This is a genomic window from Sporosarcina sp. P17b (genome assembly GCF_002743115.1).
Lineage (GTDB): Bacteria > Bacillota > Bacilli > Bacillales_A > Planococcaceae > Sporosarcina > Sporosarcina ureae_C.
On record NZ_PDYP01000003.1, the window covers coordinates 236,496 to 261,596 of the forward strand.

Here is a 25,101-nt window from a genome sequence, read left to right on the forward strand (position 1 = left end):
GGCTTTTCTTTTTTATATTATTCCAACTGCACTTCTGGCTCTAACCGTGCCTCTTGCTCATCCATCTCTACGATTTCTTCCGATGTCATTTTTACAATGCTGAAGCCGGTTAATGCATACACAATCGACAACAACGGAACCGCGAAATTCAAAATAGCATACGGACCATATTCTACAACACTGACACCAAGTGTACCGAATATAAACACACCACATGTATTCCACGGAATGAATACGGAAGTCAGAGTTCCACCGTCCTCAAGCGCACGCGACAGGTTCTTGGAGCTTAATCCCATGTCTTTATAGGTTTTACTAAACATTCTAGAAGGCACTACAATCGAAACGTATTGCTCTGAACACGTAGCGTTGGTTAGAACACACGCACCGATCGTCGAAATAATCAATGATGACGTAGATTTCACGACTTTCAACAATTGCTTCATGATTGCACGTAGCATTCCGGAATACTCAAGGATTCCACCAAACGTCATCGCCACAATCGTCATGGAAACGGTATACATCATACTATCGAGTCCACCGCCATTGAATAAATTATCAACTAATTTATTACCTGTTTCAATAGCAAATCCGCTCTGTAAAGCATGAAGAGCGTCTGCAAACGTCCCGCCCTGAATAGTGATGTGCGAAATGAATCCTAACACAATACCGATAATTAATGCAGGAACCGCAGGAATCTTTAACGCGACCATTACAATGACCGCTAACGGAACGAGCAATAGCCAAGGTGAAATAATAAAGCTTTCTTGCATGACTTGCGATGTTTTCGCAATCGATGATAATTCTGCTTCACCCGATCCAAACTTTCTTCCCAAGAAGGTAAACACAGCCAATGCGATGAGTAAACCAGGAATCGTCGTATACAACATATGCTTAATATGATCGAATAAATCTGTCCCTGTCAGCCCTGCTGCAAGGTTCGTCGTATCCGAAAGAGGTGACATTTTATCACCAAAATACGCACCTGAAATAACAGCACCCGCGACCATGCCTGCTGGAATTCCCATACTTAACCCGATGCCCATACCCGCCACACCGATCGTTGCCATCGTGGACCATGAACTACCGATTGCCAACGAAACAAGCGCACAAATTAACGCAATGGCAACTAGGAACCAAGATGGTGTAATGATCTTCAATCCGTAGAAAATCATTGTAGCGACGATGCCGCCACCCATCCACGAACCAATCACTAATCCAACGAGCATAATGATAATGACGGCAGGAAGTGCTAAACGAATGCCTTTGTACATCATTTCTTCAATCTCTTTCCAGGAATAACCGTAACGCCAAGCGACGAGTGCCGCAATAGAAGTACCTACTATTAACGGCATATGTGGTCCTTGCTCTAGCTTTACCACGGTGATCAGCATCACTACAATCATCAATACTAGTGGCAGTACAGCCCACCAAAAACCTATCTCTCTTTTTTCTCTTTTCGCTTCCATAATTCACCCCACCCATCTTCTGATAATTCCGTAATGTCGTTATATAGTCGTTTAATCTATAGTAAGCGTTTTCTGAATTACTTGTCAACGCAAAATTTGTAAGCGTTTTCCGAAGTCACGAACTCTTCATATAGAATACGTTTATAGTACTTTGATAACGGGAATACTATAAAGTACTTTCACGAATGGGAGGCGCGCTGCCATTGACAGCTAATGTCCAAAAAACAGAAATGATAAAATGTATTACGGAATACGATACGTTACGCAGAGTCATTTTGTGCCCGCCAGAGTTTATGGCAATTGACGAAGTGATTAACGAAGTACAGAAAAAGTATGAAGACGAAAATATTGATAAAGCCCGTGCGATGAAACAACATGCGGAATTCGAGAAATTACTAAAAGAAAATGGAGTGGAAGTCATCACACTTCCTACTTCTGAAAAATATCCGGAACAAGTCTTCACGCGGGATATCGGTTTCACAATCGGTAATGAAGTATTCATAGCCGATTTGGCCGCAAATATTCGAAAAGGTGAAGAGATCACGCTAAAAGAATGGCTGATCGCACAAGACATCCCCTATCAGTCCGCGACGGATCGAATGGAAGGCGGCGACATCATTGTCGACCGCGATACGATCTACATCGGCATCAGTAGCCGCACATCCGAGGAAGCAGTCAGCAAACTAGAAGAAAAACTGCCCGATCATTACATCAAGCGAATTCCATTTGACGGGCGCTACTTGCACTTGGACTGTGTATTCAATCTCCTGTCTTCAGGAAAGGCTCTCTACTTCCCCGCAGCATTTGATCAAGACACGATCGATCAATTAGCCGCGTCGTACGAACTAATTGAAGTCGCTGAAGATGAACAATTCTCGCTTGGTACGAACGTACTTTCAATAGGCAATAATAAAGTATTCAGTTTGCCTCAAAACAAAAAAGTGAATAAAGATTTACGCGCACATGGTTTCGAAGTCATTGAAGTCGACTTCTCTGAAATCATTAAATCAGGCGGTTCATTCAGATGTTGTTCCATGCCGGTAGAACGCGGATAAAGTGAAAGACTGAAGCCCATCCCACATAATGTTCGTGGTGATTAGGCTTCAGTCTTTTTCATTCCAGTAGGTCTATATAGTAATTTTGGTCATCGTCTAGCTCAGGTATATCGATCTCAATTGATTCTGGAATCAACAAATGAACCGTCATAACACCCGATACAGTACCAGAGGAATATCCAGAGGTCTTTTCGCCAGTAAACTGATTCAAGATGTTTGAGTCATGATAAAACGTATATTCCAAATGGTTTTTAGGTTGTTTCGGAATAGACATGGACTTGCTATCCCAGACAGGTAGATTGATTTTGAGTTGATCGGATAAATCGTAATACATATTCTCTTCATCATTGAACGTGGCTATCAATTCGGGAGAATAGACTGTTTCTTCTATTATCCGACTAGTACTCGGTGTACGCTTGATCAGAACATACGCACCGGAGAAAGAAGGAATAGAAAATTCCCCCTTCACTTCATGCGACCGTTTTGCTAATACTAGGTGATCAGGAATTGGTAACTCTTCTACAATCGCACTATATAGATCAAATCCCACTTCGTTTTCCATTGCTTCAGGAAGATTAACACCCTTTACTTTTCGTTCCATCGTTTCCGCTACGCCAAGTCCAATTATCAGCAACACTAGGTATCCAATAATAAACTTCCAATGAAAGGATCTTTTTATCCGTACGCGTCCCATATTCCTTGTTACCAGTATAATCGTCAATATTCCTAGAAGAAGGACTATAGGTACTAGTATAGTAAGAAGCATCAAGGGTTCCTCACCTCCAAACGGTTTGTGACGAAGAAGCTAATAGCAAACAGAATAACAATGGCCCCTATTATCTTCACTGTGAATAATAGAATTGATGTTTCCCCATAGAAGAAATACAGCAATCCATTGTTCTCATTGTCTGCTATACCAAATGTGCTCTGCGTGAATGCATACCACATCACTCCAAACAGCGCGACAAACATTTTGCTCCATTGGATAAGTGATCCGAGCGTATACCCAACCAGCATAAGCAATAGCGTATAAGCCGTCATAGCAAAAATACGTGAAAGGAAATCCAGTGGTGAAGATAGTAATCCCGACGTTTCAATTATCATATTATCTTGGAACATCGCCACAATCTTCATCACCGACCCTAGTAAAACGGTCGTCACACCGCCGAGTAACGCGGCGGTACAGAAGAAGTAGAAATTAGCTAGTTGAAACGTCAAACGATTGGTCACAAACGAAAAGGATTCATTTCGCTGTGCGGCAGACGTCAACAGGAAACCGACTATGAATGCCCAGAATAGTGTGAGTCCTACTTGACTGTCGTTCGTTATGGAAGTGAAGTCGAAGGAAATCGGCTCTCCCCAATCGTTCGTGTAGGTAGATGTAAATGCACCGCTGATAAATACAGTAGCTAAAATCTGCAATATAATCAGCATCGTAAAAATTGTGCCATTGGCATTCAGTTTGAATAAAAACTGTCGTGTGGCAAGTTCATTCATACTCCATTGCGTCGAATACATCATCTACACCTCCTCTCGTCTGACCTGTCATAGCAAGATACGCTTCACTTGCCGAAACGGCCGACACACGGATTCCAGCCTGCTTTAATTCCGTTAGTTCTGCTTTCGTATGTTCATTGTCAACTATCCATTCTGTTAACGGACCTGTTGAAGTTCGATGGATTACGGCATATTGATTCGCATACTGCTTCAATACGTTTTCTTTCCCTTGGAACTTGATGAACTTCTCTTGTAGTTCGGTTATGGAACTATGAAATGCAATGCCTTTTCCTTCGATCAATAAAATGTCTTCCAGCAAGTCTTCCATCTCTTCCATATGATGACTCGATAACAAAATGGTTCTTGGGTGCGCCAAATAATCTTTTAATAATGCTCGGTAGAAATCACTGCGGGCTCCGGCATCCATTCCTGTAATCGGTTCATCAAACATCGTCAATGGACAACGTGCTGCGATCCCGACGATTGCATTGAATGTGCTACGTTTTCCTTTAGACAGTACGCGATGGTTCAATGTTAACGGCAGCCTGAAATATTTAAGTAGACGCTCAGCGAGTTCGCCGTCCCAGTTTTCGTAGAAGCGATTAAACTCCAAAAGTAAGTCTTCTAGCGTCATCGCGTCGGGAAAGCCCATCATGTCGTCAACAAATATCATGTTTGCAGAAACGGAAAGGCTATTAAAGGGACGCTCGCCAAACACACGTAATTCCCCACCCGACTCTTTGATGAAGCCTGCAATCATCTTCATGAGTGTTGTCTTCCCTACACCGTTGCGCCCTATTAGGCCTGTAATGGTATTTTCGCGAATCTCCAAATTCAATTGATCCAATATCGTAGTAGAACGATACCGTTTTGTTACGTTTTCCAGAGTAATGACCGGCATCACGATCTCTCCTTTCGCTCTGCTTGAATTAATTCGATAAGTTGTTCATCTTGCAAACCGAGTAACGCAGCTTCATTCAGCAGCTCTTGTACTAACCGCCGCAATGTTCCGTCTTTTCGTTTCGTTAGCAGTTTATTGCGTGCATCTGCGGAGACAAATGTACCGAGTCCCCGTTTTTTATAAATAAGTTCCGCATCCAGCAAAATTGTCAACCCCTTCCCCGCAGTCGCAGGATTAATGTTGAATAGCTCTGCCAACTGATACTGCGAGTACACTTTATCGTCCGCTTGTAACGTACCATCAATAATTTCCGTCTCTAACCATTCTGCAATTTGTATATAAATCGGCTTTTCTCCATCCATGTTGATCAAGAGCTTCACCACCTTTAGGTTACCCAGTACATTACTGTTGTAATGTACTATACTCGTTTTTATAGTCGTTTGCAAATGAATATAAAAAAATGCAAGGCTCAAGACCTTGCATCCCAAAGTACAAAAATATTGGCAAACAGCAATATCAATGCATAAAAGCTTCATTTTCTGCACATGCTAGCTATTTATACTGTATGTAAGGAGAGGATGAAATGAATACAGTAAAAGATTTTCCTATTCAGCAAAATAGATTATTGAATGCAGGCTTTCTATTAGTTTGCTTATGTTTATTAGACGCCGTTTTCACTGATTATGGTCTGCGACTTGGTTATATAGAGGAAGCCAATCTGCTAGTAGCGTTTATGTATGATCAAAGTATTGCTTTATTTTATATAGTGAAATTGGGCTTACCTTTACTTCTTTTATATATTGTGGCGATTCGTGCATCAGGTATAATTGTACGGATTTCGCTAACAACTGCTTTGTTTCTTTATATTACGGTGCTATTCGTTCATATATTCTGGCTGATCGTGGTCGCAATCTAACAGGTGGATAATCACCCCTTCTATACATCGTATTTGTTGTATACTACTTGTATCAATACGCGGAAAGAAGGGGTTATGATTGAACAATGCACGAACATTGCAAGCGCTATCAATCGGGATGCCACGGTCATTAAAAACGGTGGATGGAAAAGACTTTGTGAGCGCCATTTGTAAACAGGCTACGGATGAAGCATTTCTTTCAGTGGACGGTTTCAAAGGAGACGGGATTGCGGATACGAAGCATCATGGTGGGCCTGACCGTGCAGTCTGTATGTATTCAGAAGAACACTACGCTCTTTGGGAGAAACAGTTTTCTTGTACATTGTCCCCTTCTACATTTGGAGAAAATCTCACAGTAGGTGGAATGCTTGAGGATAAAGTATGTATAGGGGATATCTATCAAGTGGGAGATGCGGTCATCCAAGTGACACAAGGTCGGGTTCCTTGTAGCACAATCAGTCAGCGGACAGGTTTGCCTGGTCTGATGAAAGAGATGATTAAAACTGGACTTACAGGCTATTTATGTCGTGTCGTTGAAGAAGGAATGGTTCATTCAAATTCTACAATTACGTTGTTGCAACGCGATCCAAACAACGTGTCAATTCTTTACGCTAACGAAGTATACTTTCAACGTCCAAAAGATCAGGACGGGTTAAAACGAATTTTAGCTGTCGATGCGCTAGCTGACGAGTGGAAAGACATGCTAATGAAACGTTTGGAAAAATTACAGACTACTTAAAAAGAACGGACCACACGAATTGTGGTTCGTTCTTTTTCTATTATATAAGTTGTTTCACTAATTCACGATTTCGTTCCTTGAACAGTTCGTTATGAGAAGAGACCATTCCGTTCTGATTCGCTTCAGGGTCAATATACTTCTTGGCGCAGTTCACGGCATTGGCAGCATCTTGGAATGCTCCCGCGATTAAGTGCAACTTGCCATCATGGCTTAGCACATCACCAGCCGCATACATCCCTTCTATGGATGTAGCGCTCGTGCAAGTACCTGCAATTTGGTCGTGCTCTGTTAGCTCCACACCTAGCTGCTGATCGCCAATCAATGAGGTATCGCGCTCGTAGCCGTGATTGATGATCACTTCATCCACTGCTATCGTTACGACTGTTAAATCGTCATTATGTTGCAGTTCAACTTTCTCGATCGCACTATGATCTTCAGACGCAATGAACCGAGTGATATTCGTATTGAAGTGGCAGACAACACCACTCTCCAAAAGTTGTCGCACTTGCGCTTCGTGGCCATTCAAATTGTCTTTCCGATAGGTTAAATATACTTCTTTAGCTATCGGTTGTAATTCATTTGCCCAATCGATTGCTGCGTTACCACCACCCGAAATGAGAACAGTCTTGTCTTTGAAACGTCCTAGAGACTTTACCGTATAGTTCAAATTCGATACTTCAAAGCGTTCCGCACCTTCCACTTCGATCTTCTGGGGATTTAATATACCTGTTCCTGTCGCTACTATTACTGTCTTGCTGTAGTGAATCGTACCGGAAGAACCATGCAAAGCAAAGTAATTTTCTTTTGTCTTTTCAATTTTAATAATTTTTTCATTGAGTACTACTTCAGGATCAAATGTTAATCCTTGAGCTACAAGACGCTCGATTACCTGTGCACCTGGAGCAGGAGTAATACCCCCGATGTCCCAAATCATTTTTTCTGGGTAGACATGGACTTTCCCACCGAGTTGCGGCTGGTATTCAATGACTTTCGTCTTCATTTCGCGCAATCCACTGTAAAAAGTAGCATATAATCCTGCAGGTCCACCGCCGATAACCGTAACATCCAGTAGCTGATCTTGTTTCATTTCATCTTCTCCTTTTAAAAAGTAATTGACAACGCTCGCATTTCAATTTATAGTTTTGATTATACTGATATTGATAATCATTATCAATGATTATTTAGTAGGAAAGGTAGGAGCCCATAAAATGGTTCGCTTGTATACAGAAAATCTGCAAGTTTCATATGATGACCGCCTCATCGTCAAAGGGCTGTCGGTAAAAATACCTGACCAGAAAGTAACTGCAATTATTGGAGCAAATGGATGTGGCAAGTCCACTTTCTTAAAAGCCGTTACTCGTTTGATTCCACATCAAGCCGGGGATGTCGTACTAGATGGCGGTAGTATCATTAAACAAAAGACGAAACAACTTGCACAAAAGATGGCGATTCTTCCTCAAACACAAGAAGCCGCCAGCGGATTGACTGTTGGTGAGTTAGTGTCCTATGGTAGATTTCCTTATCAAAACGCGATGGGACGTCTAACTCCCCATGACATGGATGTCATCAACTGGGCACTTGAAGTTACCAATACGACTGATTTTAAACATCGTCAAGTCGACACGTTATCCGGAGGTCAACGTCAGCGTGTGTGGATTGCGATGGCTCTTGCCCAAGAGACAGACATCATATTCCTCGATGAGCCCACTACCTATTTGGATATGGCACATCAGTTAGAAGTACTTGAGCTGTTGCAAAGGCTCAATGAAGAACAGCAACGCACCATCGTCATGGTTTTACATGACTTGAATCAGGCAGCACGTTTCGCTGATTTCATCATTGCGATGAAAGACGGAGAAATTATTCGTGCCGGCATGTGCGAAGATGTAATTTGCCCCGACATACTGCGAGAAGTATTTCGCATCGACGCTGAAATCGGAACGGATCCACGAACGGGTAAACCGTTATGCATCACATATGATCTACTCAAAGGAGACGAATAACTGTTGAAGAAATTTCTATTACCTGCCCTTTTGCTAATCGTACTTGCGTTAGCAGCTTGCGGCAATAAACAAGATGAACCAGCGAAAGAAGATACACCTGCAAAAGAAGAAGAAACAAACGGTACCATTACGTATGAATCCGAAGATGGTCCAGTAGAAGTACCGGCTGACCCGCAACGTGTCGTCGTATTATCAAGTTTTGCTGGTACTGTGCATGAATTGGGCGTTAATTTAGTAGGAGCAGAATCTTGGTCAAAAGATAATCCTAGTTTTGATTCATTCCTGAAAGATGTAGAAGAAGTTTCGGATGAGAATATCGAAAAAGTTATCGAACTAGAGCCAGATCTAATTATCGGACTTTCCACTATCAAGAACATTGATAAATTCAAAGAAATCGCACCTACTGTTACGTATACATATGGCAAAGTAGACTACTTAACACAGCAAATCGAGATCGGTAAATTATTGAATAAAGAAAAAGAAGCAACAGAATGGGTAGATGCATTTAAAGCACGTGCACAGCAAGCTGGAGAAGATATTAAAGCGAAGATCGGAGAAGATACGACGGTTTCCGTTATCGAAGAGTTCGACAAACAAATTTACGTCTTCGGCGATAACTGGGGTAGAGGGACAGAAATTCTCTATCAGGAAATGAAATTGGCTATGCCTGAAAAAGTAAAAGAAATGACGGAGAAAGACGGATATTATGCGCTATCTGCAGAAGTTTTGCCTGAATTTGCTGGAGATTATATTATCTTGAGTAAAAGTGATACAGGAGATAATTCATTCTTGGAAACAGAAACATACAAGAGTATTCCCGCTGTCAAAAACAATCAAGTCTATCAGGTAAACACAGCAGAATTCTCATTCAACGACGCCTATACACTTGATAATCAGCTTGATTTCTTTATCGAAAGCTTTTTAGGAACTAAGTAATTAAACAAGATGGGGCTCTTCTTCATTGAAGAACCCCTTTTTTTATGACAAGAAAGGAGCGGATGAATAGGATGGAAAAACCGGTTAGAAAAGCTATTCCGTTTAGTCTCAAACTTTTTGCCAGTGCAATACTATTACTAATCAGTTTCTTATTTGCCATGAAGCTTGGTGCCGCTCACACTTCATGGCAAGACGTCTTGCTTTCATTCACAACAAGTCAAGAGAGTAACATTCTGATACTGAAAGAAATTCGTTTCCCACGTGAAGTAGCTGCCGTGTTTGTAGGTGCTGCTTTGGCCGTTTCCGGAGCTATCATGCAAGGCATGACACGAAACCCATTGGCTGATCCTGGATTGCTCGGACTAACGGCTGGAGCGAATGCAGCACTTGCGATTGCACTTGCATTCATTCCAACGATTAATTACTTCGGCATCATGACGGCTTGCTTCATAGGGGCGGCTGTCGGTGCGCTGATCGTTTTCGGCATTGCATCCGCAAAGCGTGGTGGCTTTGCACCCATCCGACTTGTATTAGCCGGAGCAGCGGTATCTACGTTTCTATTTGCCATTGCACAAGGTGTTGGCTTGTATTTTAAAATTTCAAAGGACGTGGCAATGTGGACGGCTGGTGGATTGATCGGCACGTCATGGGGACAACTGCAGACGATTGCACCTGTTATTATGATTGGAATTTTCGTTGCATTATTATTATCACGTCAATTGACGTTATTAAGCCTTAATGAAGAAGTAGCGATTGGGCTTGGACAAAACACGTTCAAAGTAAAAGTTATGTTGTTTATCATTATTATTTTATTGGCTGGGGCTGCTGTGGCTTTGGCCGGCAACTTGGCATTTGTTGGTTTGATGATTCCTCATATCGTGCGTGCCATTGTAGGAACGGATTATCGGTTCATCCTCCCTGTTTCAGCAATTATCGGTGCTGCATTCATGTTGCTTGCCGATACAGTCGGTCGCATGTTGCAAGCGCCGTTTGAAACGCCTGTCGCTGCATTAATCGCGGTGATCGGCTTACCGTTCTTCCTATTGATCGTACGCAAGGGAGGTCGTGCTTTCTCATGATTCTTCCACATATTAAAAGAAAGCAGCGAATTTTAGTTGTCTTGTTTATTGCGTTGATTATCTCTTTAAGTATTCTTGCTATTGGTTTAGGCTATGCATCTATTGAATGGAGTCGGTTACTTCCTACCCTCCTTGGCCAAGGCACGTTTAAAGAAGAGTTTGTTCTGTTTTCCATTCGCCTTCCGAGGATTATTATCACGTTACTCGCGGGTGCGGCTCTCGCTTTGTCAGGCGCTATTTTACAAGGCATTACACGGAATGACCTCGCGGATCCAGGTATTATCGGTATTAACTCTGGAGCTGGGGTCGCGATTGCGGTATTTTTCTTGTTTGTACCAATCGAAGCCGGTGCATTTGCTTATTTGCTACCGTTAGTAGGATTTGCTGGAGCAATTATCACGTCTATTCTCATTTACCTTTTCGCGTATAGCCGAAAAATCGGTTTACAACCTATGCGGCTTGTACTGGTCGGGATCGGCTTCTCGATGGCACTTTCAGGCGTGATGGTCGTGTTAACTTCTTCTGCAGATCAAGAGAAAGTGGATTTCATATCGAGATGGATAGCGGGAAACATTTGGGGAACTGATTGGCCTTATATATGGGCACTTGCTCCTTGGTTACTACTCTTGATTCCTTTCGCTTTATTTAAAGCACATCGACTCGATATGTTGGGATTGAATGAAGCGGTCGCTACAGGAATTGGCGTATCCATCGAACGCGAGCGTATAGTTTTATTGCTGACAGCAGTAGCTCTTGCAGCCTCTGCTGTATCCGTAACAGGCGGCATAGCGTTTATCGGCCTGATGGCACCTCATATTGCTAAATCACTAGTCGGACCGCGCCATCGTATAAATTTACCTATCGCAATTCTACTTGGTAGTTTTCTGCTATTGCTTGCTGATACGATCGGACGAAACATTCTGGATCCTAGCGGTATTCCCGCTGGTATTATCGTATCGTTGATCGGCGCACCGTATTTTTGCTATTTATTGCTGAAGAAATGAAAAACGCCAGAATTCCCTTTATGGGAGTTCTGGCGTTTTCATTATATCCCTCGATCCTTTTTAACATAACGAATCAGTTCTTTTTCTCGTTCTGTATTCATCTCTTCCGTAAATTCGGCACTCCACTCGTAATATCCCTTGCCCGTTTTACTACCAAGATCACCTGCATCCAATAATTCTTGCATACTAGACGCAGATTGTTTTGTGTTCGACAAATCCTTGTATAAATAATTCGATATATCCGTGTACACATCTAAGCCACCCATATCTGCAGATAGAAATGGTCCGGTGATAGGTAATCTTCTACCGATACTGTAAAGCACCGCTGCATCGATATCTTCTTTTGTCGCGATGCCTTCTTCTAAAATATGCTGTGCTTCACGTAACAAAGCGAACTGCAAACGATTCCCAACAAAACCGGGTGCTTCCTTTTTAACCTCAATGGGCTTTTTATTCATCTCGATCATTAACATCATTGAACGTTCGACTGTCTCATCATTTGTTTTCGACCCGCGAACTACTTCAACTAATGGGATTAAATGTGCGGGGTGCCAAAAATGCGTGATCACCGTACGTTCAGGATGTTTGGTTTTAGAAGCGATATCAGTGGGACTGATTGCTGATGTATTACTTGCCAAAATAACTGTCGGATCGCAAAGCTCGTCCAATTGTTTAAAAATCTGCTGCTTCAACTCCAAACGTTCAGGTACTGCTTCGATAATGAACGTCGCATCTTTTATCGCTTCTTCCATTGTTGTGACTGTAGTTACCCTGTCTCTTACTAACTGCACTTCTTCAATTGCCAATAAGTCATTATCTGTTAGTACCTGCAACTTACTATCGATACTTGCAAGAGCATGCTCTAGTTCTTTAACAGCTATACCGTACATTGTCACATCGTATCCAGCCCATGCAGCACTTAGAGCAATGGAATGACCCATCGTTCCGGAGCCTATAATCGTTATTCTTTCCATAGTCTACCCCCTACTCATTACTTGAATGCAAAGGACGATACCTGCACTAAAAGGTATCGTCCACTTATATTATCTAGTCTTAAAATCAGATGAAATCGTAAAGGATGCTTCTGTCTTTTCTTTGACCTCGTCTATAGTAACACCAGCAAACGTTTCAACCAGAACCATACCATCATCCGTGAAATCAAATACAGCCAAGTCAGTGATAAGTCGATCTACAACGCCTAGACCTGTTAACGGTAACGAGCACGTAGACTTAACCTTTGATTCACCGTGTTTATTGACATGATCCATGATGACCACCACACGTTTAGCGCCGACAACTAAATCCATCGCGCCGCCCATTCCTTTCACAACTTTCCCGGGAATCATCCAGTTGGCCAAGTCTCCTTGTTCAGAAACTTCCATTCCACCAAGAATCGCCAAGTCGATATGTCCACCCCGGATCATCGCGAACGATTCCGCGCTATCAAAGAAGGATGAACCGGGAACTGTCGTAATAGTTTCTTTTCCCGCATTGATTAAATCTGCATCTTCTTGCCCTTCTACCGGATAAGGTCCGATACCAAGCAATCCATTCTCAGACTGTAATAACACCGTCATGCCATCAGGTATTTCATTCGCTACTAGCGTGGGCATCCCGATTCCAAGGTTCACGTTCATACCATCTCGAATTTCCTCTACCGCACGTTTTACGATCGTATTTCGTGTTTCCGTCATGTTCATCTCTCCTTTTTACGCTTTTCTCACTGTTAGGCGTTCAATGCGCTTTTCATAATCTGTCCCAAGAAGTACACGCTGAACATAAATACCCGGCGTATCAATTTCTTCCGGAGTAAGTTCGCCAGCTTCAACGATTTCCTCTACTTCTGCAATCGTAATTTTACCTGCAGTTGCAGCCAGTGGATTAAAATTCATAGCCGTCTTGCGGTACACTAGATTTCCAAGTGTGTCAGCCTTCCACGCCTTAACAAGCGCAAAATCTCCAACGATACCTTCTTCAAGCAGATAGGTCTTACCGTTAAATTCTTTCGTTTCCTTGCCTTCCGCAATCGGTGTACCTACTCCCGTTGCCGTATAAAATCCTGGAATCCCCGCACCGCCTGCTCTGATTCTTTCTGCAAGCGTACCTTGAGGACTAAGTTCTACTTCTAGCTCTCCATTTAGGAACTGTTTTTCAAACATCTTATTTTCTCCAACATAAGAAGCAATCATTTTTTTAATCTGTTTATTTACTAGCAACTTACCAAGACCTGCATCATCTACTCCACAATTATTGCTGGCTACTGTTAAATTCTTTACACCACTATCGCGTAATGCTTCGATCGACTTTTCGGGAATACCACATAAGCCGAAGCCTCCGACAATCAGCGTAGCACCATCTTGAATATCTGAAACCGCTTCCATAAATGAATTCATCACTTTACTCATACTGTAACCTCCTTCAGACTCTTAGTAATAGTGTACAGAGTTCTGACTTATATGTAAAATGAATATATTGAATGAATTTTATTCTCGATTGGAATAAAGAAAGGTCGGATGATCATGGAACTTAAAGACTTTCATGCTTTTATAGAAGTGGCTAACCACCTAAGTTTTACAAAAGCAGCTGAGCACTCATATATATCCCAGCCTTCTTTAAGTAAGTCGGTGAAAAAGATTGAAGAAAAATTGAATGTCATACTGTTTAACCGCTCTACTCGTGGTCTTCGACTGACGGATGCGGGGAATATTGTATATGAACAAGGCCAGCAAATTGTTCAATTGATCGGCGAACTTCCTGTCATGCTTGAAGGACTGGCAGAAGGTGTTTCAGGGGAAATCAAGATTGGTATGCCACCTTTGATTGGTACATTATTTTTCCCGCAGATTGCAAAAAACCTTTCAGAGAATTATCCTCATATTAAAATCGAGCTACATGAGCACGGGGCTCGTATTGTCGAAGAACTTGTAGAAAAAGGACAGATTGATGCGGGGATCATCGTGCTTCCTACAAATACAGATCTCTTCAATGTACAGCCTTTTATATCTGATAAGTTTTTTCTTTTTGTACATAAAGACCATCCGTTTGCACAGCTTGATTCTATCGCACTATCCGATTTACAAGAAGAGTCCCTTATACTATTCTCCAAAAGCTTTGCATTGCATCGTAATATCATCAGTGCATGCAAAGATGCAGGTTTCAATCCGAACGTATCTTACGAAAGTTCGCAATGGGATTTAATTATTGAATTAGTTGCAGCAAAACTTGGTATTACACTCCTTCCTCAATCGATTTCAACAAAAGTCACGAATGAAAGTATCGTCATGATCCCTCTACAGAAGCCGGATTTATTATGGAAGCTTGGCATTGTGACTAAAAAGAATAGTTATCATTCATTCGCATTGAAGAAGTTTATGCAGATGTTTTAATCTGCTAAACGTATCTCTCCCTTATCTGATGATTCGTAAATGAACGCTGAAAACTCCAGCCAAATAATCGGCTGGAGTTTTTGTTTCACGTGGAACAAATTGGTTTGCTTAGAACATCTTCGTAGTCCAAGTTTCCCCATTCCATATAGTAGATACGATACCTTCATAAAAGTCCGGCTCATGTGAAATCAGCAGGATACTTCCTTTGTATTCTTTCAATGCACGTTTTAGTTCTTCTTTTGCATCGTAATCCAAGTGATTAGTCGGCTCATCCAAAACTAATAAATTCGTTTCACTATTTACTAGTTTACAAAGACGCACCTTCGCACGTTCTCCCCCACTCAATACTTTCACTTTACTTTCAATATGCTTTGTCGTTAATCCAACACGCGCTAAAGCCGAACGCACTTCATATTGAGCAAGATGTGGGAACTCACTCCAAATCTCTTCTAGACACGTGTTATCCGTATCGGCTTTCATTTCTTGTTCGAAGTATCCGATCGAGAGATGCTCGCCCTGCTCTACTTTACCTGATAGAGCTTTTATTTCCCCGAGAATACTTTTTAGCAATGTGGTCTTACCGATACCATTAGCCCCTGCCAATGCAATCTTCTGTCCACGTTCCATGCTAAGATTCAACGGTTTGGATAAAGGATCATCATATCCAATAACCAAATCTTTCGTTTCAAACAAGTATTTTCCGGGTGTTCTTGCCGTTTTAAAATCAAAATGAGGTTTCGGCTTTTCTGAATCTAACTCAATGATATCCATCTTATCTAGCTTCTTCTGTCTTGACGTTGCCATCCGGCTAGTTGCAGCATTGGCTTTATTACGCGCTACAAAATCTTTCAGATGAGAGATTTCCTTCTGTTGCTTCTTATAAGCCGCTTCGACTTGTTGCTGTCTCATTTCATGCACACGCAAAAACTCGTCGTAATCTCCTGGATAACGCGTGACTTGTTGATTTTCCATATGATAGATCAAGTTGATGACACTATTCAAGAACGGAATATCGTGAGAAATCAAAATGAATGCACCAGGATACTCTTGTAAGTACGTACGCAACCATTCAATATGCTCTACGTCCAAATAGTTCGTTGGCTCATCGAGCAATAGAATATCAGGTTTTTCAAGTAACAGTTTAGCCAATAATACTTTTGTACGCTGACCTCCGCTCAAAGCGTTCACGTCAGTATCCAATCCAAACTCGTTCAATCCAAGTCCATTTGCTACTTCTTCCACCTTGGCGTCAATCATATAAAAACCACTTTGCTCCAATGAGTCTTGAATTTGTCCAGTCTCTTCAAGCAAACCTTCCAGTTCATCTGGCTCTACTTCACCCATCTTCGCAAAAAGACCGTTCATTTCCGTCTCCATATCATATAAATACTGAAACGCCGTGCGCAGCACATCACGTATGGACATTCCTTGCTTCAGGACGGCATGCTGATCTAAATAGCCGATACGCACACGCTTCGACCACGTGACCGTTCCTGCATCCGGTTCCAACTTATGCGTAATAATATTCATGAAGGTAGATTTACCTTCTCCATTTGCACCAACTAATCCTATATGTTCACCCGATAATAAACGAAATGAAACGTCGTCAAAAATGGCACGATCACCAAAACCGTGACTAATATTTTTTACTGTTAATAAACTCATACTGTACACCTATTCCTTTTCAATTGTTTCAATAAAATCTGTATACGCTATTTTAACATTCTCAACGTGCAATTGCTTAAGAAATGAAAAAACAGTATATGGTTTCCTATAATTGAACCCATTGTTACTAATAGAATATCTAGTACATTAACTGATTGTGTTGTCTTCTATAGTCCTTCTCAACAAACTATAAGTGAAGCGACACTGTTCTTCCTCAAAACACAAAGACCATTATTGCATCAGTAGATGAACCTCTTTCTAATGTAAGAAAGTGACACAAGTGTAGCGAAGTGGAAGGCGGCGACTCGGGGAGGATCAGCTCGACAGGTGAGACAACTAAAGGGAGCAACGCGACCTAGTTGGCTCACCGCGAGCCCTCCCAAACGCGTCCGCCTGAAACGCAGCGAAACGATGCCTTACCACATCCCCCAAAGTACAATCTAAACAAAAAAGGAACATGCAGTCAAACCCGCATGTCCCTCACTTTTATTTCATTTTATATAACTCTTCATTCATTGACTTGAATAACGCATACATCATCAATAAAATAACGAACGAGAACGGCAAGGCCGCTATAATAATTGTATTCTGCAAAGCAAGAAGTCCACCTGCAGAAAGCAAAATCAATGCGATTGTCGAAACAATAATGCCCCAGATTACCTTCACAGAGTTTGGTGGTGTCAACGAACCATACGTCGACTGCATACCTAACACGTAAGTTGCTGAGTCAGCCGATGTGATAAAGAACGACGTGACTAAAAGAATTGCAAACAGTGATAATACTAATGAGAATGGCATTGCATTAAACATTTCGAATGCGACAACTTCAATATCCAATGACGCCAAATCTGCTATTCCATTGTTCTGCATTTCAATTGCTGTTGTACCGAATGTAGAGAACCATAGGAAACCGAAGAATGAAGGAACAAGCAAAACGCCTGCCATAAATTCACGAATCGTACGTCCTTTAGAAACACGTGCAATGAACATACTGACAAATGGTGACCAAGAAATCCACCAAGCCCAGTAGAAGATTGTCCATCCATCTAACCATCCACGATTTTCTCCGTTAAGTGGAGCCGTACCCATACTCATATCGATGAGATGTGTAAAATAGCCACCTACAGTATCAGTGAACATATTCAGGATGAGTAAAGTAGGTCCAAGAATTAGGATTAATCCCAAAAGTGCTACCGCCAAAATTAAGTTGATATTGGACAAATAGCGAATCCCTCTACTTAGTCCCGACCAAGCTGATCCGATAAATAGAACAGTTACGACGGTTACGATAATAATTTGTGACTGGATACCTATCGTGAAACCAAATAAGTAGTCCAAACCTGCGTTAATTTGAACGGCACCCAATCCGAGTGATGTTGCTACACCGAATGCTGTTGCAAATACTGCAAGTACATCAATGACAGTCCCTAAAGGACCTTTTACTTTTTCTCCAAAGATCGGCTTCAATGTTGCCGAAATTAGGCCTGGTTCACCTTTTCTAAACTGGAAGTATGCCAAAGCCAAAGCGACCATTCCATAGAGAGCCCAGATGTGTAGACCATAGTGTAAAAATGTTTTCCGCATAGACTCTTTAAAAGCAGCTGGTGTTAGTGCGTCCTCAGTTGCAGGTACTGCATAGTGGGATAAAGGTTCTGCGGCACCATAAAACACTAGTCCGATTCCCATCCCAGCCGAGAACAACATCGCGATCCATGTTATTGTAGAGAATTGCGGACGATCTGTATCTTTTCCCAACCGGATTTTACCGTATGGGCTGAATATCATAAATATACTAAGTAACAATAGAGCTGTCATGATCAACATGTAGTACCAACCAAAAGTAGATGCTACAAAAGCTTTACCAGCTGACGTAATTTCCTCAAAATGGACTGGATTTATTACTCCATAGCCAACCGCTATTACGATTAACACAATAGTAATGTAAAATACTTTTGAAATTTTCTTCATAGTTCCCCCTTAATAGATGAATTGCACAAGCAGGTTTACACTATACTGTAAAAACAGATGAAAATCAAACACATATGCACTATTTATTTGATGAAATCAGTATACAGTATAAGCAAAACCTTACAGTATCACGTTTTTTATACACTTATGCAATTCCAACTTTTTTATACACACTTTTAAAAAGGCTTTACTTAGGAAAACTAAAAGATGGTTTCGTGTGCACTAACGGAACCCATGGTGCATCTTCGTGGAATATTTCTTATGCTTTCTTACACAACTCTATTTTTCATTTTCATTGAATGTAACTTGTCTATGAATGTGCGTCTAGGTAAAGTTAACCTACTAACATACTCATTGCGATTACTAAGCGTTTCATAACCCTTCCTCCTTTAGTTGATAAGCTCAGTATTACTTTACTATTCTCGAGTAAGTGTTTTGAAAAGTCAATTTATTTATAACGATTTCCTATTATTTTTTGTGATTTTCTAGTCGGTATGTTTTACTTTTAAGATAAACAACTTCATGGAAGAGAGGCAAATCAAATGACTAACCCAATAACCTACATTGAACAGCATAAGAATCAACTCCTACAAACCTATAAAGAACTACACGCCCTCGCCGAACCCAGCTGGCAAGAACAGCAGACATCCCGATATTTACAAGATAAGCTTTCGTCTGCAGGATTGACTATTACTACGTATACAGGGCATCACGGATTTATTGCGGAGATCGCTGGTAAAAAGGAAGGCGTTATCGCGTTGCGCGCTGATATGGATGCATTAGTGCAGGAAGTCCATGGTGAAGTGATAGCTAACCATTCTTGCGGACACGACGCACATAGTACGATGACTCTATATACGGCACTCGCTTTAAAAGAAATTGAAGAGAATTTACATCATACGATCCGCTTCATTTTCCAGCCAGCAGAAGAGTTAGCAGAAGGCGCGTTGCAAATGATGAAAGAAGGCGTGCTCGATGATGTATTGTTCCTAGGCGGCTTGCACGTGCGTCCTCACACGGAAGTTCCTTTCGGTAAATCAGCACCCGTAATCTTGCATGGCTCATCAGCGACCATTGTAGGAACGATTACGGGCACACCAGCGCATGCGGCGAGACCTGAAGAAGGCAATAATCCGATTGAAGCAGCGAGTTCTCTCATCCAGTCACTGCGTCAAATTAGATTACTTGGGAATAAAAAGTTTTCTATCAAAATGACAGAGTTGCACGGCGGCGAGACGAGCAACTCTATACCAGCCAGTGCGCGATTTACGCTCGATGTTCGTGCCGAAACGAATGACACAATGGATTCTTTACTGGCAAAAGCTCGCCACATCATCCAACACACTGCCGCGTTGACAGAGACGGAGATTATGTACGAAGAAGAGGGCTATTCCCCTGCCGCTACAGAAAATGCAACGGCTGTACGACTAGCCCAGCAAGCAATTGGTTCTGTACTGGGAGAAGAAAATGTAGAGGGTCCTTGTATTTCTCAAGGCGCAGAAGATTTTCACTTCTACACATGGAAAACACCTGATATTCCCGCCACGATGATTGGACTTGGTTGTGATTTGAAACCAGGCTTGCATCATCCGCAGATGTCGTTCAATACCGATGCCTTAATTTATGGCGCACAAATATTAACCGAACTATTGCTGAATGCGGATCGAGAATTATGAAAACTGTCATCTATCAAGGACATGACAATTTACTACTTGGCATGACGATGAAAGACTGTAGTGAACCCGAGTCTAACAACACTGCCTTGCACGCATGTATTTCCAAGGAAGACGTACTGCATAATCGTCAACAATTGGCTCGTGATTTGCAGTGTGGAGTGAAAGACTTCGTATTTGCCAATCAAACACATAGCGCAAACTTTCATAAAGTGACAACTCAAGATCGAGGGAAAGGTGCGTTGCGGCAAGACACGGCAATAGCTGACACCGATGCACTGTATACCTTTGAACCCAATATTGTACTTTGTAGCTTAACGGCAGATTGCGTGCCTGTCTTATTTTACAGTGACGATAGCACATTGATTGGAGCCATTCATTCAGGATGGCAAGGCACTGTGAAAGAAATTACTTTGAAGTTATTCCGCCACTTACAGCATTATGAAAACTGTGATATGAGTCATATTCATGTCCAAATTGGTGCAGCACTTAGTCAGGAGAAATTTGAAGTGGATGAGGATGTCTACAAAAAGTTCCACGAGCTTCGCTATGCCGACGAGTGGATTTCTTATAATCAGGATACAAAAAAATATCACATCGATAATCAACTGATCGTGAAAAAACAATGTGAGCTAGCAGGAATACCCGATGCTCACATTACGATCGATCGTACTTGTACGTATCTGAGTCCACACGGCTTCTCTTATCGCCAAGACAAGCAGGCAGGCCGTCATGTCAGTTTTATTAAACGAATAACCTAAAAGTGCAGTGAGGAGACTATCCCCACTGCATTTTTATTTCAACTCTAATTTAATATCACCTTCAAGATAATTCGGGTAAGCAAATAATTCGAGCTTCAATGGATTTACATAATCGGTCCGATCAAAGTTCAAATCCCAATGCGTTGCTTCTCCATCACTATATTTACCTGTTGAAGGGCTTTCCACCTCTTTCCCGTTTGCATCAACCGCAGATCCAATAAAGAAAAACGGAAACTCCTCATCACCCGTATGATTCATGATGAATTCAGCATGATGTTTGGTGGATTCTAACAACTGAATCTTTTGATCTTCTGGCTGATTGATCCATTCACCCGTTTCCGTGTTCACTTCCGCAAAGGCATCCTCTGCTCGTATTGCCTGCACTTTATTTATGCGCAAATACAGTTTTTCGGGTTTTGAGAAATAATTGCTTTGCAGGAAATACGTAGACTTCCCATCCTCCCCACCGAACGCTGTCGTACCGTTTCGAATAGATCCCCACACCTCGCCTTTTTCATCTTCCAATCGCATATCCTCGAATTGTAAAATTTTCATTGTATTATCTGGATCAATAGAAACTTTTACACCTACTCGTAATGGGGATATCGTAATGTCTTCAATCCAAAACTTCTGTCCTTTGATTTCTACTTCTTTATCTATTGAATAGACCTCACTTGGCTTAACTTGTTCAGGCACAGTAAACCGTACAGTAAACACCGTTACTTCGCCTTTCAATTTGATGGCTACTTCCAAATCAAATGACTGATTGTGCGAAGTATACTGTTCACCAAACTGATAATCTATACGATCTTTGTACGTATAATTCTCTCCTTCATCCATCATATTCCCATAAGAAAAACTGCCTTCGGGAATTCCTTCCGCTTGTAAATTGATATAGTCGACTCGTAAGCCTTTCAATGAATGATCGGATGCAATTGTATAGAAAATATTAATTCCCGACTCATCTAAAATGACGCCATCTACCGTCAGTGTTTTGTCGTCAATCGTTTGAGTCGCTCCGATTTCTTGATAATAGTCGTTTTGAATCGCTGCATCGAGCCCTTTATCCATCGCAATCAATTCCACGAACTTTTCCAGACCTGGAATGGAAGCTACTGCATTGGCGAAGACAGGAGATACGCGAATAGACGTAATGAATGTCAGAAGCAACAATGCTACAACCTCTACACTTCCGAAGAATCTCTTTCGTCTCCTTCTACTCTCTCGCTTTTCTTGCCGCGCCCTTTCCATGCCTTGACGGATCGCTTGATCAGCTTCAGATAAAGGTAGTTGCTGTTGATCCAAACGGTCTTTCAGTCGCTTCAACTGCTCTTCTTCTGTCTCATACATGATCACTACCCCCTTTATCTTCAAAGTATGACCTCAGCGTATGCATCGTCTTATGAAGCCTAGACTTCACTGTGCCCTCTGGAATATTTTCCGATTGTGCAATATCTTTAATTTTCACTTCCTGAAAATATTTTAAATAAATTAATCGTTGCTCTTCATTAGATAACGTAGCTAACGCTTCCCTCATTTCAAGATACGAAATATCCTCTGCGGATACAGTCTCCAATCCACTGGCGTCTACAGTGAATCGTTTACGTAGTTTTAACTGATCTTGGCAGTAATTCATCATAATCCGAATGAGCCACGTCTTGAGATAATTCGAATCTTTCACTGTCGCAATTTTTTTATATGCGCGATACGTTACTTCCTGTAGTGCTTCGATCGCGTCATTTTCATTTCGCAGAAAAGCCAAGGCTGTCCGCAGAAGCGGTTCCTTATATAGTTGCATCACAGCCAGAAACGCGTCATCATCGCCGGCTATTGCTTTTCTATGCAACTCTTTTTCATTAACCTTCATTGGACTATCACCTCTTCTTCTAGCTTCTTATACATTAGACTCTACAACAGCTAAAAAGTTCACGGCACTTTTTATTTATTTTTCTGCATAAAAAAGATGCCTATTCTTACTAGGCACCTCACTTTATTTATTCTGTTCCTTCTACTAATTCAGTATAGACAACGAGTCGATCATCATGTGTTTTCGCTTTACGATCCCACGATCCTGTACACGTGATTAAATTCAATCCACTGCCATACGTGAAGCCAAATATCTCATCAACTGGTGCATCAGTACGTGGATATGCGACCTTCTTTACTACTGCGAAACGTAACATTTCTCCATCTTCGCCATGTATCAAGACTTCATCGCCAATTTTCATCTTATCCAATTCATAAAATATGGCTGGGCCCGTCTTTGAATCTACATGTCCCGCAATAACTGCACTCCCCCTACCGCCAGGCTTTGTACCCGGTGAAAACCAGCCTGCCTGATCAGGGTCTTGTGGGACTCCCATCTGACCATTATCCAAACGCCCGACTTCTTCGATTGGAGCCTTCACGTCGAGTGAAGGAATTTCAATTACTTTCGGCTCGATCCCAACCCGTTTATCTTCTAATGAAAATTCCTCCGCTGTACGTAAGGGAACAATCGGCATATCTTCCACCTCAGCTACTTCTATAGAGGAAGAAGCCTTCACAACTTTCTCTTGTGGCTTGGCCTCGGGCTGTGTACAACCAGCCAACAGCATTGCACCAATGAGTACTTGTATATATAGTTTCATCATCTACACGGCTCCTTCCTAAAAAAGTAGTGTAGTCTTTTATTGCTGTGCTGCTGTTTTTCTACGAATCAAGACTAGAGATGTGCCTGCGATGAAGATCATGCTTAATGTGACCCATAGCACCGTATAATCCGTTTCTTGACTCATTCCGCCCATTCCTGTTTTCGGCATGTCAGCAGGCATTGCAGAAGCAAACTGATCTGGGAACTGGTCAACAATCGCACCAGATAATGCGGTTCCTACACCAAACATATGACTGTATGCTTCGTGAATATTGTCATATGTTGCTTCGTAGTCCTCATCCACATAGCTATCGAATGTCATTAGTAATTGATCGACGTGCATCTTTAAGCCTTCTTCGAGATCTGCGGCTTTCAATCGACCTTCCGTTGCCGTATCCAAAAATGCAGCTTGTGTTACACGGTAGGCATCCAAATCTGCCATGGCCTTGTCTTGTCCTGCTTTATCTTCTTTCGCTGTTGCTTGTACATAATCCACAAAGTAGCCAATATGACTGCTCCAGATTTCATTGAACTGTTTTGCCCCTTCAGCACCGTATACCGATTCAACGGATTTTGTTAGATCTTCTGTATTGGTGTTTAAAATAGCTGCAGCTGCGTCAAAGTCTTTCGCACCGTCAATTCCTTTTTGCATAGCAAGTATCGCCAACGCTGCATGTGTTGAAAATTCATTGTTTAGTGATTCGCGTAAATCTGCAGCTTTCGTGTCTACGGATAGATTGTCGAATTTCTCAGGGAATTGGTCAGTGATCGCCCATGATAGACCTTTTCCCGTTCCGAACATGTGATGCATAGACTCTTTTAGACTTTCATATGCCTTATCGTAATCTGCTGCTCCATAGTTATCGAATGCCCAGATCAACTGATCGACGTGCATTTTCAAGCCTTCTTCTAGATCTGACGCCTTTAGACGATTTTCCGTAGCGACAGCCAAGAAGTCTGCCTGAGTGACACGGTATCCGTCTAGATCTTTAAGCGCTTTCTTTCTGCCTTCTTCATCTTTCTCAGCTGTTGCCGTAACATAGTTGACGAAATAGCCTATATGGCTGCTCCAGATTTCTTTGAATTGCTCACCTGCTTTGTCGCCGTAAACGGAACCTACTGCTTTCGACAATTCATCCGTATTTTCTCCAAGTTGTCCCGCGGCTGCTTCAAAGTCGGCGGCACCATCCAAACCTTTTTGCATAGTAATAACCGCCAAGTAGGCATGCTCTGAAAGAATGCTGTCGAGTGTTGCTCGTAAATCTACTGCTTTATTCGATACGGCTTCAGATGCTTTTCCTCCGTGTTCGTGTTCTGCTGCGCTTGTCAGAATCGCTCCTGTTGGAAATAGTAGTGACACACTCAATGGAATAGCTGCCCAAGTTTTTTTGAATTTCATAATCAATCGCTCCCTTATTCG

General features: G+C 41.9%; 25 protein-coding genes. 10 read left to right on the top strand and 15 right to left on the bottom strand.

Features of this window, described 5'->3' with window-relative positions; all coding sequences use genetic code 11:
* Positions 1-17: 17 nt before the first annotated feature.
* Positions 18-1,466, bottom strand: a complete 1,449-nt coding sequence (gene nhaC / locus CSV76_RS05200) for a Na+/H+ antiporter NhaC (RefSeq protein WP_085427607.1) — start codon at positions 1,464-1,466, stop codon at positions 18-20.
* 203 nt (positions 1,467-1,669) lie between these two features.
* Between nhaC and CSV76_RS05205 the strand changes: the two genes are divergently transcribed.
* Positions 1,670-2,521 carry a dimethylarginine dimethylaminohydrolase family protein gene (locus tag CSV76_RS05205; RefSeq protein ID WP_369823288.1) on the top strand — a complete coding sequence of 284 codons (852 nt, stop codon included), beginning with the start codon at positions 1,670-1,672 and terminating at the stop codon, positions 2,519-2,521.
* Positions 2,522-2,579: 58 nt separating this feature from the next.
* Here the strand turns inward: CSV76_RS05205 and CSV76_RS05210 are convergent, their stop codons facing one another.
* The 4 genes from CSV76_RS05210 to CSV76_RS05225 form a co-directional block, all read right to left on the bottom strand.
* The gene (locus tag CSV76_RS05210; protein WP_143560345.1) at positions 2,580-3,155 is read right to left on the bottom strand and encodes a hypothetical protein; all 576 of its coding nucleotides are present in this window, start codon (positions 3,153-3,155) and stop codon (positions 2,580-2,582) included.
* Positions 3,156-3,286: 131 nt separating this feature from the next.
* Entirely contained in the window at positions 3,287-4,039 is a 753-nt protein-coding gene (locus CSV76_RS05215) for a hypothetical protein (protein ID WP_085427610.1), read from the bottom strand.
* Positions 4,011-4,919 (bottom strand): ATP-binding cassette domain-containing protein, encoded by a 909-nt coding sequence (locus CSV76_RS05220; RefSeq protein WP_198166139.1) that lies wholly within the window; start codon positions 4,917-4,919, stop codon positions 4,011-4,013. The genes CSV76_RS05215 and CSV76_RS05220 overlap by 29 nt, the downstream gene beginning before the upstream one ends.
* The gene (locus tag CSV76_RS05225) at positions 4,919-5,281 is read right to left on the bottom strand and encodes a GntR family transcriptional regulator (protein ID WP_198166270.1); all 363 of its coding nucleotides are present in this window, start codon (positions 5,279-5,281) and stop codon (positions 4,919-4,921) included. Before CSV76_RS05225 ends, CSV76_RS05220 begins: the two co-directional genes overlap by 1 nt.
* Positions 5,282-5,502: 221 nt before the next feature.
* Between CSV76_RS05225 and CSV76_RS05230 the strand changes: the two genes are divergently transcribed.
* A complete protein-coding gene (locus tag CSV76_RS05230; RefSeq protein WP_085427613.1) occupies positions 5,503-5,835 on the top strand; it encodes a DUF5658 family protein in 333 nt (110 codons plus the stop codon).
* A gap of 118 nt (positions 5,836-5,953) precedes the next feature.
* Positions 5,954-6,574 carry an MOSC domain-containing protein gene (locus CSV76_RS05235; protein WP_085429037.1) on the top strand — a complete coding sequence of 207 codons (621 nt, stop codon included), beginning with the start codon at positions 5,954-5,956 and terminating at the stop codon, positions 6,572-6,574.
* 40 nt (positions 6,575-6,614) lie between these two features.
* Here CSV76_RS05235 and CSV76_RS05240 read toward each other — a convergent pair whose 3' ends face one another.
* Positions 6,615-7,661 carry an NAD(P)/FAD-dependent oxidoreductase gene (locus CSV76_RS05240; protein WP_085427614.1) on the bottom strand — a complete coding sequence of 349 codons (1,047 nt, stop codon included), beginning with the start codon at positions 7,659-7,661 and terminating at the stop codon, positions 6,615-6,617.
* Positions 7,662-7,782: 121 nt separating this feature from the next.
* Here CSV76_RS05240 and CSV76_RS05245 point away from each other — a divergent pair, with 121 nt between their 5' ends.
* The 4 genes from CSV76_RS05245 (at position 7,783) to CSV76_RS05260 (ending at position 11,596) form a co-directional block, all read left to right on the top strand.
* Positions 7,783-8,577 (top strand): ABC transporter ATP-binding protein, encoded by a 795-nt coding sequence (locus CSV76_RS05245; protein ID WP_085427615.1) that lies wholly within the window; start codon positions 7,783-7,785, stop codon positions 8,575-8,577.
* A gap of 3 nt (positions 8,578-8,580) precedes the next feature.
* Positions 8,581-9,513 (top strand): iron-hydroxamate ABC transporter substrate-binding protein, encoded by a 933-nt coding sequence (locus CSV76_RS05250; protein WP_099624899.1) that lies wholly within the window; start codon positions 8,581-8,583, stop codon positions 9,511-9,513.
* A 71-nt stretch (positions 9,514-9,584) separates the two neighbouring features.
* A complete protein-coding gene (locus CSV76_RS05255; RefSeq protein WP_085427617.1) occupies positions 9,585-10,592 on the top strand; it encodes a FecCD family ABC transporter permease in 1,008 nt (335 codons plus the stop codon).
* Positions 10,589-11,596: a FecCD family ABC transporter permease gene (locus CSV76_RS05260; protein ID WP_085427618.1), complete on the top strand. Its 1,008-nt coding sequence runs from the start codon at positions 10,589-10,591 to the stop codon at positions 11,594-11,596. The genes CSV76_RS05255 and CSV76_RS05260 overlap by 4 nt, the downstream gene beginning before the upstream one ends.
* A 41-nt stretch (positions 11,597-11,637) precedes the next feature.
* Here the strand turns inward: CSV76_RS05260 and CSV76_RS05265 are convergent, their stop codons facing one another.
* From CSV76_RS05265 to CSV76_RS05275, 3 genes are all read right to left on the bottom strand, one after another.
* Positions 11,638-12,570, bottom strand: coding sequence for a 3-hydroxyacyl-CoA dehydrogenase family protein (locus CSV76_RS05265; protein ID WP_085427619.1), 933 nt, complete (start codon positions 12,568-12,570; stop codon positions 11,638-11,640).
* A 69-nt stretch (positions 12,571-12,639) separates the two neighbouring features.
* The gene (locus CSV76_RS05270) at positions 12,640-13,290 is read right to left on the bottom strand and encodes a 3-oxoacid CoA-transferase subunit B (RefSeq protein WP_085427620.1); all 651 of its coding nucleotides are present in this window, start codon (positions 13,288-13,290) and stop codon (positions 12,640-12,642) included.
* 15 nt (positions 13,291-13,305) lie between these two features.
* The gene (locus CSV76_RS05275) at positions 13,306-14,001 is read right to left on the bottom strand and encodes a CoA transferase subunit A (RefSeq protein WP_085427621.1); all 696 of its coding nucleotides are present in this window, start codon (positions 13,999-14,001) and stop codon (positions 13,306-13,308) included.
* A gap of 114 nt (positions 14,002-14,115) precedes the next feature.
* On the opposite strand from CSV76_RS05275, the gene CSV76_RS05280 reads away from it, so the two are divergent.
* Positions 14,116-14,982: a LysR family transcriptional regulator gene (locus CSV76_RS05280; protein WP_085429038.1), complete on the top strand. Its 867-nt coding sequence runs from the start codon at positions 14,116-14,118 to the stop codon at positions 14,980-14,982.
* Between the two features lie 108 nt (positions 14,983-15,090).
* Here CSV76_RS05280 and CSV76_RS05285 read toward each other — a convergent pair whose 3' ends face one another.
* Entirely contained in the window at positions 15,091-16,647 is a 1,557-nt protein-coding gene (locus tag CSV76_RS05285) for an ABC-F family ATP-binding cassette domain-containing protein (RefSeq protein ID WP_099624900.1), read from the bottom strand.
* A gap of 486 nt (positions 16,648-17,133) precedes the next feature.
* On the bottom strand, positions 17,134-18,615 hold the full coding sequence (locus tag CSV76_RS05290; protein ID WP_099624901.1) for a BCCT family transporter: 1,482 nt from the start codon (positions 18,613-18,615) through the stop codon (positions 17,134-17,136).
* A 542-nt stretch (positions 18,616-19,157) separates the two neighbouring features.
* Between CSV76_RS05290 and CSV76_RS05295 the strand changes: the two genes are divergently transcribed.
* A complete protein-coding gene (locus CSV76_RS05295; RefSeq protein WP_085427624.1) occupies positions 19,158-20,291 on the top strand; it encodes an amidohydrolase in 1,134 nt (377 codons plus the stop codon).
* Positions 20,288-21,049: a peptidoglycan editing factor PgeF gene (pgeF, locus tag CSV76_RS05300; RefSeq protein WP_085427625.1), complete on the top strand. Its 762-nt coding sequence runs from the start codon at positions 20,288-20,290 to the stop codon at positions 21,047-21,049. Before CSV76_RS05295 ends, pgeF begins: the two co-directional genes overlap by 4 nt.
* A 33-nt stretch (positions 21,050-21,082) precedes the next feature.
* On the opposite strand, the gene CSV76_RS05305 is transcribed toward pgeF, so the two are convergent.
* From CSV76_RS05305 to CSV76_RS05320, 4 genes are all read right to left on the bottom strand, one after another.
* Entirely contained in the window at positions 21,083-22,399 is a 1,317-nt protein-coding gene (locus CSV76_RS05305) for a DUF4179 domain-containing protein (protein ID WP_099624902.1), read from the bottom strand.
* The gene (locus tag CSV76_RS05310) at positions 22,392-22,916 is read right to left on the bottom strand and encodes an RNA polymerase sigma factor (protein WP_099624903.1); all 525 of its coding nucleotides are present in this window, start codon (positions 22,914-22,916) and stop codon (positions 22,392-22,394) included. The genes CSV76_RS05305 and CSV76_RS05310 overlap by 8 nt, the downstream gene beginning before the upstream one ends.
* Positions 22,917-23,043: 127 nt before the next feature.
* Positions 23,044-23,682: a class F sortase gene (locus tag CSV76_RS05315; protein WP_099624904.1), complete on the bottom strand. Its 639-nt coding sequence runs from the start codon at positions 23,680-23,682 to the stop codon at positions 23,044-23,046.
* A gap of 36 nt (positions 23,683-23,718) precedes the next feature.
* Entirely contained in the window at positions 23,719-25,080 is a 1,362-nt protein-coding gene (locus CSV76_RS05320) for a copper amine oxidase (protein WP_099624905.1), read from the bottom strand.
* Between the last annotated feature and the right edge of the window lie 21 nt (positions 25,081-25,101).